13 protein-coding genes are annotated in these 15,215 nt (G+C 60.8%); 4 read left to right on the top strand and 9 right to left on the bottom strand.

The features are described from left to right. Window positions 1-238: 238 nt before the first annotated feature. The 3 genes from ASG79_RS00770 to ASG79_RS00775 form a co-directional block, all read right to left on the bottom strand. Window positions 239-1,057: a nuclease-related domain-containing protein gene (locus ASG79_RS00770; protein ID WP_235009457.1), complete on the bottom strand. Its 819-nt coding sequence runs from the start codon at window positions 1,055-1,057 to the stop codon at window positions 239-241. 873 nt (window positions 1,058-1,930) lie between these two features. Beyond that, window positions 1,931-2,332, bottom strand: a complete 402-nt coding sequence (locus ASG79_RS24415; protein ID WP_395858336.1) for an SHOCT domain-containing protein — start codon at window positions 2,330-2,332, stop codon at window positions 1,931-1,933. A gap of 172 nt (window positions 2,333-2,504) precedes the next feature. Then, a complete protein-coding gene (locus ASG79_RS00775; protein WP_056387723.1) occupies window positions 2,505-3,422 on the bottom strand; it encodes a hypothetical protein in 918 nt (305 codons plus the stop codon). Window positions 3,423-3,604: 182 nt separating this feature from the next. Here ASG79_RS00775 and ASG79_RS00780 point away from each other — a divergent pair, with 182 nt between their 5' ends. Further along, a complete protein-coding gene (locus tag ASG79_RS00780; protein ID WP_235509699.1) occupies window positions 3,605-4,552 on the top strand; it encodes a hypothetical protein in 948 nt (315 codons plus the stop codon). Between the two features lie 212 nt (window positions 4,553-4,764). On the opposite strand, the gene ASG79_RS00785 is transcribed toward ASG79_RS00780, so the two are convergent. Then, a complete protein-coding gene (locus tag ASG79_RS00785; protein WP_056387729.1) occupies window positions 4,765-6,018 on the bottom strand; it encodes a hypothetical protein in 1,254 nt (417 codons plus the stop codon). A gap of 290 nt (window positions 6,019-6,308) precedes the next feature. Here ASG79_RS00785 and ASG79_RS00790 point away from each other — a divergent pair, with 290 nt between their 5' ends. Together ASG79_RS00790 and ASG79_RS22935 are read left to right on the top strand one after the other, a co-directional pair. Continuing rightward, a complete protein-coding gene (locus tag ASG79_RS00790) occupies window positions 6,309-6,890 on the top strand; it encodes a hypothetical protein (RefSeq protein WP_142133541.1) in 582 nt (193 codons plus the stop codon). A gap of 419 nt (window positions 6,891-7,309) precedes the next feature. Continuing rightward, window positions 7,310-7,603, top strand: coding sequence for a 4-fold beta flower protein (locus tag ASG79_RS22935; protein ID WP_082581626.1), 294 nt, complete (start codon window positions 7,310-7,312; stop codon window positions 7,601-7,603). 210 nt (window positions 7,604-7,813) lie between these two features. Here ASG79_RS22935 and ASG79_RS00800 read toward each other — a convergent pair whose 3' ends face one another. The 5 genes from ASG79_RS00800 to ASG79_RS00820 all read right to left on the bottom strand — a co-directional run bounded on the left by ASG79_RS00800 (window position 7,814) and on the right by ASG79_RS00820 (window position 14,600). Beyond that, the gene (locus ASG79_RS00800) at window positions 7,814-8,980 is read right to left on the bottom strand and encodes a hypothetical protein (RefSeq protein WP_056387737.1); all 1,167 of its coding nucleotides are present in this window, start codon (window positions 8,978-8,980) and stop codon (window positions 7,814-7,816) included. 663 nt (window positions 8,981-9,643) lie between these two features. Next, the gene (locus ASG79_RS00805; protein ID WP_056387739.1) at window positions 9,644-10,750 is read right to left on the bottom strand and encodes an IS110 family transposase; all 1,107 of its coding nucleotides are present in this window, start codon (window positions 10,748-10,750) and stop codon (window positions 9,644-9,646) included. 287 nt (window positions 10,751-11,037) lie between these two features. Then, window positions 11,038-12,195, bottom strand: coding sequence for a DUF4238 domain-containing protein (locus ASG79_RS00810; protein WP_142133540.1), 1,158 nt, complete (start codon window positions 12,193-12,195; stop codon window positions 11,038-11,040). Window positions 12,196-12,696: 501 nt separating this feature from the next. Continuing rightward, entirely contained in the window at window positions 12,697-13,179 is a 483-nt protein-coding gene (locus ASG79_RS00815; RefSeq protein ID WP_200830697.1) for a hypothetical protein, read from the bottom strand. After that, entirely contained in the window at window positions 13,152-14,600 is a 1,449-nt protein-coding gene (locus ASG79_RS00820; protein ID WP_142133539.1) for a hypothetical protein, read from the bottom strand. Before ASG79_RS00820 ends, ASG79_RS00815 begins: the two co-directional genes overlap by 28 nt. 61 nt (window positions 14,601-14,661) lie before the next feature. Between ASG79_RS00820 and ASG79_RS23385 the strand changes: the two genes are divergently transcribed. Next, the gene (locus tag ASG79_RS23385; protein WP_142133538.1) at window positions 14,662-14,937 is read left to right on the top strand and encodes a hypothetical protein; all 276 of its coding nucleotides are present in this window, start codon (window positions 14,662-14,664) and stop codon (window positions 14,935-14,937) included. Window positions 14,938-15,215 lie beyond the last annotated feature (278 nt).

The raw sequence follows: 15,215 nt of genomic DNA on the forward strand, positions 1-15,215 counted from the left end.
CCGACCTAGCGGGCATCCTGCCCGCGGTCCAGAATCTGACGAACCTCGCGAAAAGCTTCGAAACGGCGGTTGGCACGGGCTTCCCGAACTGTGACGACGTCGAGGGGGCCCATGCTTCATCATGGGAGCCTGGGCAGGCGGCCGGACTGCAAATTCACTACCGATCGATGCCTGACTTCGTTCCCGCAAGCTATCCCCTCGGTGTGGTTCCGAGCGGCCTGGAACGTGGGCACCTGACTCAAGCAGGTTTAAACCGGGAGGCAACCGTCTCACGCATCCTCGCCACCGCAACGTCGCCGGCTGGCTCTTCTACAAGCACTTTGGCCAGCCGTTTCGGCCAGAGTACATGAATGCCATGGGTCGAGAATGCGCCTCCGATCAAGGGCCAGTCGGCTTCAACAAAGCACAGCGCCCCGGTGACCGGAACATCCCCGACGAGGTCTCGCACGACGTCGACCTGTTTGAGCACCCCATCGACCAATTTCGTGCAATCCCGTCGGCCGACGAGGAGCTTCTCGACGCGGGGGCGAAGGATGCCACCCTCGATCTTCAGTTCAGGCCGTCCCTTGTAGCGTTTGGCGTCGATGACCCAGATTCCACTGGAAGTGATGGCTATGTGGTCGATGTTGGCCTTAGATCCGGGGATGCGTCGGTCGTGAAGGACGGCCAGGCCATCGGCGGCTAGGGCATCCAGCCGAGCGCCGAGGCGTTCCTCGCCAATCGCGCCTCGATCCCAGGCCTTGGTGCTTTGGCGTTCGTCGGAGACGGCGACTGCGATGCCGCCGAATGGCCCCCACTTCTCGCGGAGCTTTTCCTCGTCTTTCGCTTGGCGACGCTCATACTCGCGTCGGGCTGACGAGCCAGCGATTCCGGACTCAGTGGACAACGAGTTATCACCAACTCGTTCCAGGTGGGGGGTTGTTTCCGGGGTCTCGGTGGCACACTCCAAGCATCGGACGGTCTTCGTCTCGCTCTCGTAGATCGCTTCCGTCCCGGCCGGAAGAGATGCACCGCACAGCCGACACGCTCCGGCGTACCGGAGCCGCATCTTCTTCATGAGGACACAGGGTGGAGCATCGACACGGACCCAATCTGCTTGTAGATCACGGCGGTTAAAATGCGGATACGTTTACCATGGCTCAATCCTCGCCCACCGCATGTCAATTCCCTGCAAACCGTCCCAGGAGCTGAGTGGAAATCTTGACCGCCGGCCTTCCGGCGAGCTGTGATGACCTCGGGTGAACGCCCCGTAGGTCACTACGTTGTCTGCTGGCTGTCTGTATCCGGGAATTCACGGAGTGTGGCCGCTATGGCTCTGACTGCCGCCGGGTCCTCGGTCCAGTGCCGGGCCGTACGTGTGCAGGCGTGGAAGTTTTTCACTTTCGATGCCTTGGCGGCCTCAGTTAGTTCTGCCCACGCTTCCCGCAGTTCCGCTTGGAGCTCAGGTGACATGGGCGCGCCGGGGACGCGTTCCGCCGCCACGACTGGACTTATGGGTGCCGCGGTTGCGCCTCTTCGCCGAAAAAGACTTCTAAGACCCATTTCTGTTCCCCCTTTCCCCTCTGCCCAGAGTATCAATGTCCTCTCAATGCGTCCGGGACACTACGACCGAGCGCCCAGCCCCATGGCCAAGCGGATAGCAGCAGCCGAACAGACGCGTTATTCCCGTGCGGCGGGCGGCGTTTCCAACGCCGGAAACAACCCCGATCCATGCCCCAGACAAAGAGAAGAACGACAACTAGGAACTCGTTCGTTTGACCTCTTAGTCCAGTCGATGTTCCATGCGCTCTGCTGTACCGTGGCGGCTGAAGGCCTGCCGGTCCCCCATCGGTGGGCCTTCTTTTTCCCTCACTGCGGGGCACGATGGGCGAATTCGTGGCCGAAGTTGCCCCTGAAGTCGCTAAGAGACTGACGAAGCAGCCGCTGGATATCAGTCCGCAAGGGTACGGAGCTTGGCGGCGCTGAATTCCTCGTCAGAGAGTGCACCCTTCGCGTGGAGTTCTGCAAGGAGAGCCAGTTCTGCCGCCAGGGACCTTCTGCCCCGCATTTTGCCAAGTAACATCCGATGCCCGCCCGTGCGGGCTTGGGCTGCCGCTGGTTCCTGCGTCTGCCGTCGTGATGAACCTTTGATGCCAAATGCGATGAGTAGGGTTATCGCGAGGACGCCTAGCGCGATTCCCAAGGGGGCTCGGAACGGCTCCGTTGCGTTTGCCACGACGGCGATAACCACCCCAGCAACTGAAAACGTCCCAGCTATCCGAAGCCACCCTCGGCTGAGGCTGAACGCAAATATGTATTGGCCTGGTTCGGTCGGTACTGCATGTTGGTTCATCTGCCGAGGATAGCCCTACGAATACTCATAGAACATCCCCTGATGTGAACGCGATGAACTGCCGAACGCTGAACTCGTCATAGGCGTCCTTGGTCCACTTCCCGTTCCCATCGGGGGAGTAATTCTTGCGACCCTTCCCAAAATACGAAGTCAAGATCGCGTCGTTGTGAATTCAAGCGTTGCCTGGGTTGTCGAGTTGCTTGCGCAGCCGCTGGACTTCAGCCTCCGCCGCGGCGAGTCGAGCCTCGATCTTCTCCCGATCGAGGTTCGTCGACGGACGCGGTGCCGGCCTCGTCCTCGTCCTCGTAACGAGCCAGCCGATCCGCTGATAGCCAGTGATCCGCCGCACCTGCGTACACGTGAAGCAGTCCCTCTCGGGCTCAGGGCGCGGCCAGCGCAGATCGATCATCTTCCGGATGTGGTCTCGCTCGAAACCCTTTTCAGGCCATCCAGGGTTATCCGCTGCCGCCCAGCTTTCCTCGAAATCACGGCGGATTTCCACGATGCGCTCCTCGGACACCAGCTTGGGCCCGTCCTCGGGCTTCCAATCCACATCAGTGCAGACTTGCTCATAGTGCCCGCAGGAGAGCTTGACCCGCCAGAACGCCGACGAGTGTGGCTTGGGTTTCCGGATCTTCGCCCAGTCCTCGGCGTCCATCCAGTCGTATTCCGGCTCCACAGGGTCCGCCGGGAACTCCGTGACCTTGCGATCGACCCACTCGACGATGTCCCGATACGGCTTCTGAGCAGGTCCGTGGTCAGTCGTACACCAGAACTCCCCGGAGGGAAGCCTGCACTGACTGATGAGGTCGGGGAAGCGGCGATCGTCCGGATACTTGTCCTCTCCGTGCGTGTAGACCTCGTGCGTACATCCGCACTCCAACTCGACGCGCCAGCGAAACATGTTCTTGGCTTCCGGGACGAAGAGCGGCCAGAATACCGGGTCGTAATGCTGACGCAACTGGGCGACACCCTCCTCGAACTCCCGGAGGGCCTCCTTCTGAGGCCGCGCCCGCCCAGGTACTCGCTTCAGCAGTCTTGCGGATTCACGTGTCTGGTCATCGACCGGGGCAGTGTCGGCGGCGCTCACTATTCAATGCTCGTCCACAGCGTCACCCAAGTCTAGGAACAAGACGGACATCATCCCGAAAACGTAGCTTTGAACAAAAGCCAGGTCCTGCGCAGTTCCAGCTGATGGTTTCTCGTTCGGCTAATTGTTGGCACCAATCTGCTAGGAGACAGCAGCCTGGTGTGGACGGATAATGAGCGGCTATGGAACCAAATGCTGAGGTTTCCCGTGGTCCCTGCCCGGGGGAAGAGTGGGCCTACAGGCTGCGTGACGATGCGCGGTCCGAGCGGGTGCACATCGTGGCGGTGCACCAGGAGGGTCGAAGATTCCGGGTCGACATCCGTCACATGCACGGCCATCCACCGGGCAGGGAAGAGAACGTCCCTCGTTCCCGGCTCAAGGTACCGTGGGAAGACGTAGTCCCGTACGATGCCGCAATGGATGGCTGGAGGCGGCTCAAGGCCGAGGCCATCGACGAACATGAGGCGTCGGCCCTTTGGGCGGCCCTTGAGCTGCTTGTACCTTCGGAGGTCGCCGAGCTGTCTGTCGCTTCAAGCGACGATACGTTGACGGTCCACGATCACGTCGCCTTCGAAGCGCTCACCGGACAGACCGTGGCTGCCTTCCAAGCCCGATTTTCCTGGCTGGTTCACGACGGCGAGGTGTTCCTATCGCCGCGTGCGGCGCTGGCTGTCGTGGAGCTGGCCTGTCGCAGGAACCCGGCCCCGGTCCTGGACCTCGTCATGGCCGAGGAAGCGGTGGCTCGAGAAAAATCCAAGCGGGGCGGAACAATTGAAAACTGGGAAACCCGAGAACCGGTAACGACTTCAGCCGAGTTTGAATACGACTATTACCTGCGCCGCCAAAAGCCCGTTCATGAGATCCTCCGCCAATGGTGTGGTTATGGCTCGGTGACGGCCCATGAACGGCTCTTGGCTGCAGAAGCGGAAGTCAATCGCCTCGACGTCCTCCTGGCCTGGGCAGTGGACCACATCCGCAGGACTGACAAGAGCGCCGCAGAATTGATCGAGAGGGAGCACGAGGAGGACCGCATCACCCCTTATACCATCCGCCCGGTTCCCCAACGTCCACTGAAACCTCACGAAATCCCGCGGATTGAAGTCCCCACCCGCCGCGGCTGGTACCGCTGACACGTACCCACTAACCGCAGACGACGTGGACACTGCTTGCGTCTGCGGATCCCGACTCACTTCTGGAGCCAAGCGGGATACAGCACATGAAGACTTCCATCAAGCCATGGCTCGACAAGAGGAACCAGGCCTTCACCGCCGGAGCGAGGAGCGCAGAGCATGTCGACCCGTGGAGACATGCTCTGGGCCGGCAGCCCGAGTTGGGAGCGGCATTAGGCTCCGGTTCGCATGTAAGTGATGGGTACCGTAATAAGGCTTAAGCGGACTGAGCGGTCCGGGTCACTGGTCGAGCGAAGCACGTAGTCTGGTTCGTCCGGATGCTCCAGATTCTCTCGCAGGTTAAGGAAGAGTTTGTGCTCACGAATCGCTGTCTGCGCCTTCGCCATAGCCTCGGACATGTACTTCCTGTCACGGATGAAGATGATCAGGGCTGCTCTGGTGTTCCGCCAGACCACGTAACGGCCCATGAGCTGGTCGATCGCTGCCTGTAGCCCTTTTTCCCCTTCCCAGAGCTTGCACTCGGCGATGAAAGCGTCCCTATCTTTCCATCTCAGGAGGATGTCGCTCTTCCCGATGCCGATGAAGGTCTCGCCCGTGGCGGTACCGTCCCAGTTGGCATTGAGAATGAACAGCAGAAAATCACGGAGTGTCTGCTCGTCGCTTGTCAGCAGCGCGTCGGCTGATTCAGGGAGCCGTTCCAGCGCTGTTGCGAAGGAGCGAATGGTTCCCAGTAATTGCGCCGCTATCTTCTCCTGGAGCTCATATTCGGGTACGCCGCTGGCTGCCGATCGGTCCACGTGGCTAAGGGTCAGCGATGCCGGTCGAAGAGCTATCTCGATTCCACCTTCCACAGGGACCAAGTTAATTCCGGCCCTCCGCATCGATTGTCGAACCATTCGCGAGGCGCGTTGCTTGTGCTCCAGGATGGAGGAGAGCTGGGCTCGCATTCGTTCCTGGTGCTCCATGATCACATTGTTGGCCTTCCCAACAGCCTCGTTGACCTTCTCCACCCACTGCCGCTTCAAGTTGGCTATGGTTTCATCGAATTGCTGCTGGGTGACTTGGTCCAGCCCTTTGCTGGTCAGCGTCAGATGGATTTCATATCGTTCGCCCCGCAAACCAGTGTTTCCGCAGCTGCCGATCACCCCCGGATCGGAGACACGGATCAAAAGATCTGCCGCGCCCGTACATGGAATGGTGAGCTGCACCTGCACGACCCTTTCCCCTGGCGGCGGGATCTCAGCCATCGTGGTCTTAGGCCAGGATGGGGTTGCGTGCATCCTATCGACATGGATTTCAATGGGTAAGGCCGCCCACATCTTGACGATCTCACCAATCACAACGTCGACGTCCGTGTCCTCGAGTGTCTCGTCGTCGACGAGCTCGGCCGTTTTCCTGGCACCGTCTTCCCGGAAACCGAAGTCCGACTCAAACTCTCGTTTCGTGTTGCGAGGAGGCTGTTGCATTAATCTTTGTCTCCAAAAGGGCGCGAGGAAAATCCAAAGGGATAAGGCTGTTGAAGCCCAGCCTACGGCACGCAAGAGCGCCTTCCGCGGCACACCGCTCCGCGTCGAGGACTATGGATGAAGAGGCGACGGGGGCTTCCTTGCACTGACGGCATTCTGTAGTCTCTGGAGCTTCGGACCAACCCCGCGCCTTGAGGAGGACAGAACGCGGCGACCCCTGATGACGTCCAAGGCGGTCTGCATTGGTGGTCTCCGTCCAGACGTTGTGGAGTCGTTGGTACGATCCGGTCATGGTCGATTGGCTGGAGGACCCTCGAAACCTCGAGCTCCTCATGAATGCTTCTGCCGTGGTGCTGAGCGTGCTCGGGATACACCTGACAGCCCGCGGCGCGGCCAGGATATTGTGGGACCTCATCCGGAAGCGGACGGTTGTGTCCCCCGCCGGGATTCCCTCCGGCGCGAGGCTTGGCGACGCATCCATTATCAGGGATACAGTGTCGGCTGAGCTGACAAGCCCCGAGCTCGAGCGCCGATTGGAAATCCTCGAGCAACAGATGCATGACTCGTACAAGCAGATTCAAAACCTGCAGTCCGTCCAGAACCTCATTCGGACAGCGCTGGACGAGCTTCGCAGAAGCCACGCCGAGCTGAGTGCAGACATCACGCGGAAGATCGATCGCGCATCCCAGGAAAGCATCGAGATCAACGCGATCGGGATCCCGTTCGTCGTCGCTGGGATCGTGCTCGGGACATGGCCGTCTCTGTGGATGAATCCTTGGGCCGTGCTGGTCATGATCCTCGTCGCCGCGCTGATCCCGACGGCGATCTGGAGGAGGGACCGGAAGCTCCGGGCCAGGCGAGCGAGCAGTTAGAGGCGGCCACAGCCGGGTTCCCGCCCTTGCCGCGGGAACCGCCGGGCGGCGCGGCGGGGTCGTAGTGGCTCTCCTCGTGAAGAGACATCTTACCCATCCTCTGGTGTGGGGTGGTCTGCCATGCGGCGAGCGCATCGTCAACGTCCAGGCGGGCCTCGTCCGCGAGCGACTGGACACCATGGTCGACCTGTTCTAAGCGTCTCGGGGATGCAAGCGCGGCAGGCCCGTACAGCGGGGCTTTTATCGGATGAAGGTGGCGGCACGGGTCGATTCATAGGTGGAGAAGAGCGATCTGATCAGCACCAATACAGCCCGAACACCTAGGGTTCTGGGGCACGGTGAGTCAGGAAAGATGATCCGTACGAGCCACGCCGGCACTGCACCACCGAGATGTCGTTGGTGGCCTCTAGAGTCTGCCTATGACTCAGTACATCTATGCGACATCTGGCCAGGCCGTGGGCTTCGTTCGAGGCCGATATATCCACTCGCTCCACGGCGCTGCCATCGGTCAACTCCATGGAACCCATGTCCATCGGCTTAGCGGTCAGTACGTCGGAGAGCTCCACGACGACCAAGTCGTGGACAAACATCTCGGCAATTTAGGTAATATCGGCAATCCAGGAAATCCGGGGAACCCTGGCAATCCAGGAAACCCCGGTAATCGAGGCAACCGGGGCTGCCCCTACCCCGATGTCTTCCAAAAGCTCCTTTAGCTGCCGAATGGCAAACCTGTGACATAGCGGCACGCACGCCCGGAATGATGGAACGGTCGAGCGACCGGCACGGGCTTGCTGACGGTCGATGGGTGGTTCGCCTCCGCGATCTCGAGGCTCAACGAGAAGCTCTCCGCGGTTGACCACATCTGATCGCCCGAAGTGTTCGGAGTGCCCGTTGCTGACCACTAGCGCGTGATAAATGCGCACTCACCTCTCGACAGGCTGGTCGTTCTGGCCGAACTCCCGAGCCTCATCTTGCCAGCCCTTCAGGACTTCAAAGTTGTGCAGTACGAGGTTGGGGGCGTAGTCATAGGTCACCAGCAGCCGCGACATCCGCTCGAGCACCTCCTCGTCGTTCAACTGGGCCAACCACGCCGCGATCTGCGGGCTGCTCGGGGACCCGCCCATCTGGCCGATCATGTCGACCAGATCAACCCGTGCCGATGCCGCAACGAGGCGCTGCTTGTGGCGTTCCCCTGCGGACGTCGCCGATCCCACCGAGATCGCTCGACGCTCGTCCCCATGCCCGACGGCGATCTCGTAGCGCGTCGGAAGCGCAGGCTCGGGCGGTTCTGTCCCCGTGATCAGGCGCGGCACCGCCTGCGTGCGGACCCAATGGGCGATCTCATCGAGTTCCTGCGTCAGGACCGGCCACCGGTCCGTGTCTGGTCGGTTGATCCCGACCGTAGGAAACATGGTGACAGGGACCCTGGTGCCCATCGGGGTCTCCGCGATGATGTCGCCAACGCGCAGCGGTTCCTCGGGCCGGGGAGCAAGGTCGCGCACTGAGCGAGGCATCTGGTCGTCCTGGTACATGGCAGCCAGACGCACCGCCGTGATCGCCGGCGTCCTGTGCTTGGCGTGGTTCGTGTGAAGCACAAGCCGGGCCAAAGGGTGTAATTGAGGCTCGTTCCGACGGTGGAATGGCTGCAGGCCGTCGATCCGTCGTACGAGCTCACTGCCGGCACGCAGTGACGGCGGGCCATTGCGTGCTCGCTTCTTCTTCCACTCCTCGAACTTCTCGTAGCTGTCTGACGCGGGCATCTCAACCAGCTTGGCGGCCTTCTCGTCGAGTGGCGCGCCGTCCACGAACTCGACCTCGGCAAAGAGCGTGTGCTCGAGTGCGGCCCGGAGCGCCACGAGCGCGTCGGCAACGAGCAGCGGCACCTTGCGCGGGATCGGATCTACGCGCTCTACAACGGTTCGGCTGAACCTGCCCGCAGGCACCTCGCGCAGGCCGATCACGCCGTCTGGCTGCGTCTGGTAGTCGAAGAGGAGATCCGCGACCTGCCCGATCAGCTCGTCGGCGTGGGAAATTGTCGCGGCGACGCCGAGATGGCGCTCAGGGAGCCAGGTATACGTCTGATCGGTCATGACGATACTCTAGGGGTCGCTGCCCGTAAGCCGGCTTATCGTCACCGTGGGTCACATGATGTGGTCGTGCTCATGAGGGTCGAGCCATTCGCTTAGTTTCCGGGTGAGAGCTGACGACGAATTGTGGAGCGTGTTTCGGCATTGAGCGTGCTATCCGCGGCGACCAGCAGGCCGGTATCATTTTCGTTCGAGCAATCCGGCCACCCGTCACAAACAGCGATCACGAAAGCGCACTGGGATGCGCTGACTGGACGCAGCGTTTTCTCGGAAGAAGGAATCCTGCTGCGCTCGATGCACACGTCCGCCGCTCATCTGCTGCGGGGTGTCTGTGCGATGTATGTCCCTACTTCCACTGATATGTAGGTTGGGTTGTCAATAGCGCGTAGGTGAGCGGCTCCTGGATTGCGGTTCCGGGGGCCGCTCATTTGGTGCCGATCCCGGGTGATGGTGTTTGTGCTGGGCCGGGTCGATTTCGACTGGCAGTGTCAGGCTGATATGCGCGGGTTGGTTACCGCATGACGATTTATTCGGCTGGAGGCGTTTCGGTGTCTAACATCGAGCGTCCAACGGGGGGTGATCCGTGTGCTCATAGAGGGGTCCCGAGTTGGCTCCGCGTGCTGCCCTTCGCACCTTGCACCATGTCCCGGAGGGCACGTTTAGGGATCAGGCCACGTTCATGCGTTCTCCTTGCTGGAGCGGGGCAGCCAGTGACCAGCACCAGCCGGCGAGTTCGCGGGCGATCGCGGTGTTGGCCTTGACTGACATTTTGTGGCGGTCATCGAAGTGTTGCCACTTGTTATGGAGCCTGTGGTTTCCTTCCAGGGCGCGGATGCGGGTTGCCGGGGCGACGCGGTCGAGCTGGCGCAACAGCCGCTCCCCGGGCCGGGCGTAGGGGCGCCGGTGCACCCAGGCGGCCTCGACCAGGAGCTTACGGGCATAGGTGTTCCCGGCCTTGGTGATCGGGCCCTGGTGCCGGGACTGGCCGGAGGAGTTCTCACTCGGTACCAGCCCAAGGTAGGAGCCGATGGTAGAACCGGTGAAGCGGGTCCAGTCCCCGATCTCCACGGCCAGCCCGAACGCGGTCGTCATCTGTATCCCGCGCAGACACATCAATGCCTCAATGACCGGCCCGTAGGAGCATGCGGCGGCGGTGGCAGCGACCTGTTTATCAATGCGCGCCAGATGCACGGCGAGTAGCTCGGCCTGTTCAACGTCGGCCTCGTAGGTGAATTGCAGCGCCGGTTTGTCAAAGCGTTGGCGGTGCAGCCAGAGTCTGTGTTCTTTGGTCCATCTTGTCTCTTTCGGGTAGCGAATGCCGTGGCGCAGCAGAATGGCGTTTACATGCTGGCGGCCGTGGGCAAGGTCGGTTGCTGTGCCGGAACGCAACCGGGACAGATCCCGCAGGGCTTCCTCTTCCAGGCTGGGGATTCGCACCTCGATGACCGAACCGACAGCGAGCATCTCGGCTAGCACCCGGGCGTCACGTCGATCGGTTTTGACACGGTCTCCGGGAGCGCGGAGCAGTTTCGAGGACGCCGCGACCACACAATTGATGCCCGCAGCGTGCAGGTAGCGGGCCAGGACGAAACCGGTAGGGCCGGACTCGTAGACAACCTTGACACCCGGCTCGAAACGGCGGATCCACTGCAGAACCACGGCCGGGTCGGCGGTCATCGTCTGGGCGCTGATTTCGCCGGTGGCCGGGTTCAGCGCATGGCCGACCACGTTGACCGCGTGAACATCCAGACCAATGAAAGTATGCTCAAACATAGCCGGGACCTCCCAAACCTCACATGTGGCACTACCATTGCACTCCCCGCGGAGCCGTCAGGCCATGGGGAGGCGCTAATGGCAACCCACGGCCCTGTGAAACAGAAGGCCCCGGCCTCCTCCTGCCCGTCCGGGATAGAGGACATTACCGCCGGGTACCCAGGTTCCGGCAGCGCCGCCCTTTTCCAGCAAGAGCCAACGGGGCCCCCCGAAGCCGGCGCTGGTGGGACCGCCCGGCGACAATGGCCGGCCCCGGACAGGCAGGAAGCGCTGTCACTTCATATCGTCTAACCCCAACCGTCAATGATCTTCTGTTCCTCAGGAGTCGGACGAGGAGCTGCGGGTATGTGCCCGGACCACCATCGATTGACCACACGGACGGGTGCATCGTGCTGGCCCTCCCATCTTCGCGGCGTCCAGAATCGAAATAGGGATTCGTCCGAATTGGGTAAGTCGATCAGCTGAGACCGGATGCTGACCGGCTGCGAGGGAAGGTATAGCCTCTCCGCAATGCTGTCTCCCGCGCAAGCGATCGCGAAGCTATGCGCATTCGCGAGGATCGAACTGTTTAGGTCGATCGCTTCGCTCGTCGTTAGCATCGAACCAGGCTCCAAGGGAGGCTCCAGATCACGTCGGTACATAGCAAGCACAGAATAGGGGCCCAGAGGGAAGGCCAAAATCGGAGCGCCCCACACCCCACCCCCTATCGCGGGATTGGCCATGTACTCATGTAGCTCGATGACAGGCTCATCACAAGTAATTAGCGCCCTTCGAGTCCCATAAAGCGTTACATGGCGTGTCATGAGGATGCCGGCGATATGTGTCGCTGCTTTTGCTGAAGACTCCAGGTCTTCTTTCCGTGGGAGCGGCAGTTGCGACGGATCGGTGCGGAAACGTTCGACATCCGCAACAAGCTTTTCGAGGTCCTCGGAGGCGAACGACTGGTCACCGGCGGACAATTCGCGAGCTAGTTCGCCAGGTCCGCCGATCTCCAGGACCCGGGCCATCTGCTCGGCAATCATTGCACGCCGCCGCAGACGCGCAGAGCGGCTGCGCGTCATCTGCACAGCCAGAAAGAGACATAGCCACTGATGTGCTTCGTCGTCCATGGCCCCCGGGCCGGCAGCATCGATGCGTGCGATCGATGCCGCGGCCTTCCTCTCGACCTCCGAAAGCCACGCTTCCCAATAGACCGGCGACGTCTCATCGTCCGGCTCATCAAGTCGATAGAAGTCAGTCTCCAACGCGGCCTGGGCCGGAGAGAGTTCGTAGGCGTTCCGCCCGCGCAGTAGGTCAACGACTCTTACTCGCCCATCGACAGCCCAGCGATCGATGTAGAACCGGGGGACGAGATGATGGCGTCTTGGCTCCTGCCCCGCCGCTGTCATTGCAGCAGCCCGCGCAGCTGCCGTAGCCCATAGGTCATACGTAAGTTCCGCTCCCATCTCAGGAGCGTATCCAAAGAGGACAGCATTGGCGGAACTGTGTCTGGCCACGCGTCATTCCTTAACCTGCGCAAACCTTCGGAACCGGGACTCCCCATTGCGGAACCAGAGGCTCGTTTCGGTCGAGCCCGACTGCAAGGCTAACTTGATGGCGGCCGTGGTAGCGCCACATGCTCATGCTGTCGCCGTCAGATAAGGCGGAAAGCACAAATGAAAGCCGCGATCTCTCCCTTACTTCGGGAATGTATCTTTCCAACCCCTCGACTTCCGTCGGCAGCGCTGCCCGCTGATCCTCAAAATGCTTTCGAAGCTGATCCTGACACACAGTAGTTCGTTCGTATCTTTCATGAACGCCGCCGAACCGCCCACAGCTCGTTCTTCGTAAGGATATTCATCAAGGCGGCACCATCGGTGCAGTGCCCAACCAGTGCCGGCGCATTCTTCTCATGCCCCGAGCCCACGCTGCTCATGGTGTTGGGCGTTCACGCTTCGCCGGGAGCATCAGCCAACACGAGCCAGCGGAAGCAGCTCGGAGTCCGACTCAACATTCGGCTGGGTCTGCACCATCTTGAAGAATATGTCTGACTGCGCTGCGGTCAGATACTGGAAGCTCTGCGGGGGACGAAGGGTCGTGCCCAGTTCAGACAGGGGGACTGGTTCAAGGAATCGGCCAGCGGTCTCGACAAGGATCCCTGTTCCGTGCTCCCGCTGGTCGTAGTAGTCAAAGAACCTGCTCTTTGAGATCCCACCAACTGCACGGAATGTGGACCAGAGCCTCTTCGGGGACATGGTCTTCTGCCCGCGGACAGCAAACCACCCAAGAAGTGAGCCAACAGGCATGGTGGCATAGATCAGAACGTGGCTGACGTCATCGGCGACGGGCCGCTTGCGGAACTCCACAATCTTCTCGCCGGCGAGAATCGCATTGGCAAACTCCGGCCTGATAGACATCAGGGCTACCCTTCCTGGAGTGTTCTTGCCCACTGAATTCCTCCCTCTGATTTGATTTGGGCGATGGATTGCGGGGACTCTTCCATGACTCCCAGCATTTTGAGGTTTTCGCGCGACACTGGCGCGTCGAGCACTTGGTCAAGCCTGAATTTGACCGCCAGTACTTCCTTTGCGCACATCTTCTGGAGTTCCTCGGCACGGTATACGGTGCGTGCTCCGGCGAAACTCAGCACGTCGGCCAGGACGCTGGTGCGTCGTGTTTCTTCAACGACGCCAACAGCGTGCACAGCCCGCCTTTCGTGCGTCCGGAGAAAGAAAAGAGTGTCGCCCGGCTCCAACGTTTTTATACCCGAGTGGCAGATGTATACCTTACGGATTGCGTTTCCATAGGTCGAATCGAAGAAAGACTGCTGTGGTTCGGACGCAGGGAAGAGCATGCTGTGGAATACCGGAATGATAGGGACGAGGAATGCCCTGTTCACACGTCGCTTTCCAGGGCCGTAGCGCCTGTTGTACTCGAGGGGGTGCTCAGGCGGCTCTTGGTCGACGCTGGGCTCCAGGATCTTGCCAAGCATAATTTGTCCGGACGCCCCCGGTTTGGGCCCCAAATCGAAGAAGCCGAATTCCTTCAGCATCGCGAGCAACGGCTCTTTGTCCAAAGAAGCCTCGATGAAGCAGGTGTCAGCCCGCATCGACCGGATGCGGGCTATGACGGCTTCCAGCAGTGTCTCTCCCAGTTTCTTGCCCTGGTTGGCTTCGGCAATCTTGAATGTACAGATCTTCACGCTGTTTCCGGTCAATCCGGACACTTCCGGTTCCTGACGATCGAGGACCGCCAGGCCACGGATGTCCCTGCCGCCCCCTATGACCAGACAGGCCCGTCTTTCGGCAACCACTTTCTCCCACCAGCTGGAAAAGTCCCCATAATCAGCTCGGAGTGAATCAAAGAACGGTTGGACTGGATCTATGGTGTGAGGCTGGACGTCATCGACAGAATAATGAACTGGCAGCTGCCCCGACAGTGCCGTCAACACCCCTTGGGCGTCATCGAGCATCATCACGCGGTCTTGAAGTCCCGCATGACGGGCATGCGCGTGGAGCTTCCGGTCCTCAGTTATCAGCCAGGTGGCGGCGTTACGTTGCAGTGCAAGAAGCAGCGCGGCGTCCACGCCATCGTTACTGCGGGCCCCAAGATCCGGTGCATAACGTGCCTCATTCAGGAACCCTGTGGTGAGTTCAACACGTCCCAACCGCGGATACTTCTCCAACTGACGGCGCCGGCGGTCCCTTAGGTGGCGATCCTGAATCCGCGAGATGTCGTCAAATTGATTCTCCATGATGGAGATCTTGCCGCCGGTGTCCAGAACAAGGCGATAAACATTCGACGCCGACTGGTGGTTGACGTGATCTGCATCCTCATCACCCTCGATGGCGAGAACAATATTTGTGTCCATCAGGACTCGCAGGTCCCCCATATGCCCCGCGTGGCTTCCCATTTTCTCCCCAAGCTCTCGAATGCGGCAGACCATCCGCGTTGTCCCTGCTGCCTACGCTACCGACCTGAGCTCACGCTGGCCCTTTGCCACGGCGGCGGTGCAGAAAGTGACTCTAGAAGCCGCCGGCGGCCAGCTGGGCCGCCTTAGGGCCGAAGACAAGACCTATGAACTGGCCAAAGCAGCCTCCGAAGCCATGACCCCCGAGGGCTCGAAGGCAATCGCGATCCGGCCTGCCTTCCGCACAAGACCCTGCCACTGGATATTCAAAGTGAGCTACGCATCAGATACTCACTGAGCAGCCTGATAAGACGAGGACCAAGGTGTCGAGTGAAGTCGTCGACAACGCTACGGTCATCAAAGCTGTCCAACACGCCCCCGTACCGCCGGATGACCTGCTCTCGACGAGGCGTCGGAGCGAAGAGCGCACCGTAGAAGGCTCGTTCCGCTCCGCGGGAGGAGCTGTCGCGGCACCGCGCCGGGCGAGGTCGAACAGGTGAATGCGCTCGAAGTCCCTCAGCCGCACCCAGCCGAGCGCGACGTTCGTCTTCGAGAACTGCGCGCTGCATGGCAGGC

The sequence above is a fragment of the Arthrobacter sp. Soil761 genome (genome assembly GCF_001428325.1).
GTDB lineage: Bacteria > Actinomycetota > Actinomycetes > Actinomycetales > Micrococcaceae > Arthrobacter.

Excerpts from the sequence above, each read along its gene's own strand:
- ASG79_RS00770 (WP_235009457.1), bottom strand. The coding sequence starts at position 1,057 with ATGAAGAAGATGCGGCTCCGGTACGCCGGAGCGTGTCGGCTGTGCGGT.
- ASG79_RS24415 (WP_395858336.1), bottom strand. The coding sequence starts at position 2,332 with ATGAACCAACATGCAGTACCGACCGAACCAGGCCAATACATATTTGCG.
- ASG79_RS00780 (WP_235509699.1), top strand. The coding sequence starts at position 3,605 with ATGGAACCAAATGCTGAGGTTTCCCGTGGTCCCTGCCCGGGGGAAGAG.
- ASG79_RS00785 (WP_056387729.1), bottom strand. The coding sequence starts at position 6,018 with ATGCAACAGCCTCCTCGCAACACGAAACGAGAGTTTGAGTCGGACTTC.
- ASG79_RS00790 (WP_142133541.1), top strand. The coding sequence starts at position 6,309 with ATGGTCGATTGGCTGGAGGACCCTCGAAACCTCGAGCTCCTCATGAAT.
- ASG79_RS22935 (WP_082581626.1), top strand. The coding sequence starts at position 7,310 with ATGACTCAGTACATCTATGCGACATCTGGCCAGGCCGTGGGCTTCGTT.
- ASG79_RS00800 (WP_056387737.1), bottom strand. The coding sequence starts at position 8,980 with ATGACCGATCAGACGTATACCTGGCTCCCTGAGCGCCATCTCGGCGTC.
- ASG79_RS00805 (WP_056387739.1), bottom strand. The coding sequence starts at position 10,750 with ATGTTTGAGCATACTTTCATTGGTCTGGATGTTCACGCGGTCAACGTG.
- ASG79_RS00810 (WP_142133540.1), bottom strand. The coding sequence starts at position 12,195 with ATGGGAGCGGAACTTACGTATGACCTATGGGCTACGGCAGCTGCGCGG.
- ASG79_RS00820 (WP_142133539.1), bottom strand. The coding sequence starts at position 14,600 with ATGGACACAAATATTGTTCTCGCCATCGAGGGTGATGAGGATGCAGAT.
- ASG79_RS23385 (WP_142133538.1), top strand. The coding sequence starts at position 14,662 with ATGCGGCAGACCATCCGCGTTGTCCCTGCTGCCTACGCTACCGACCTG.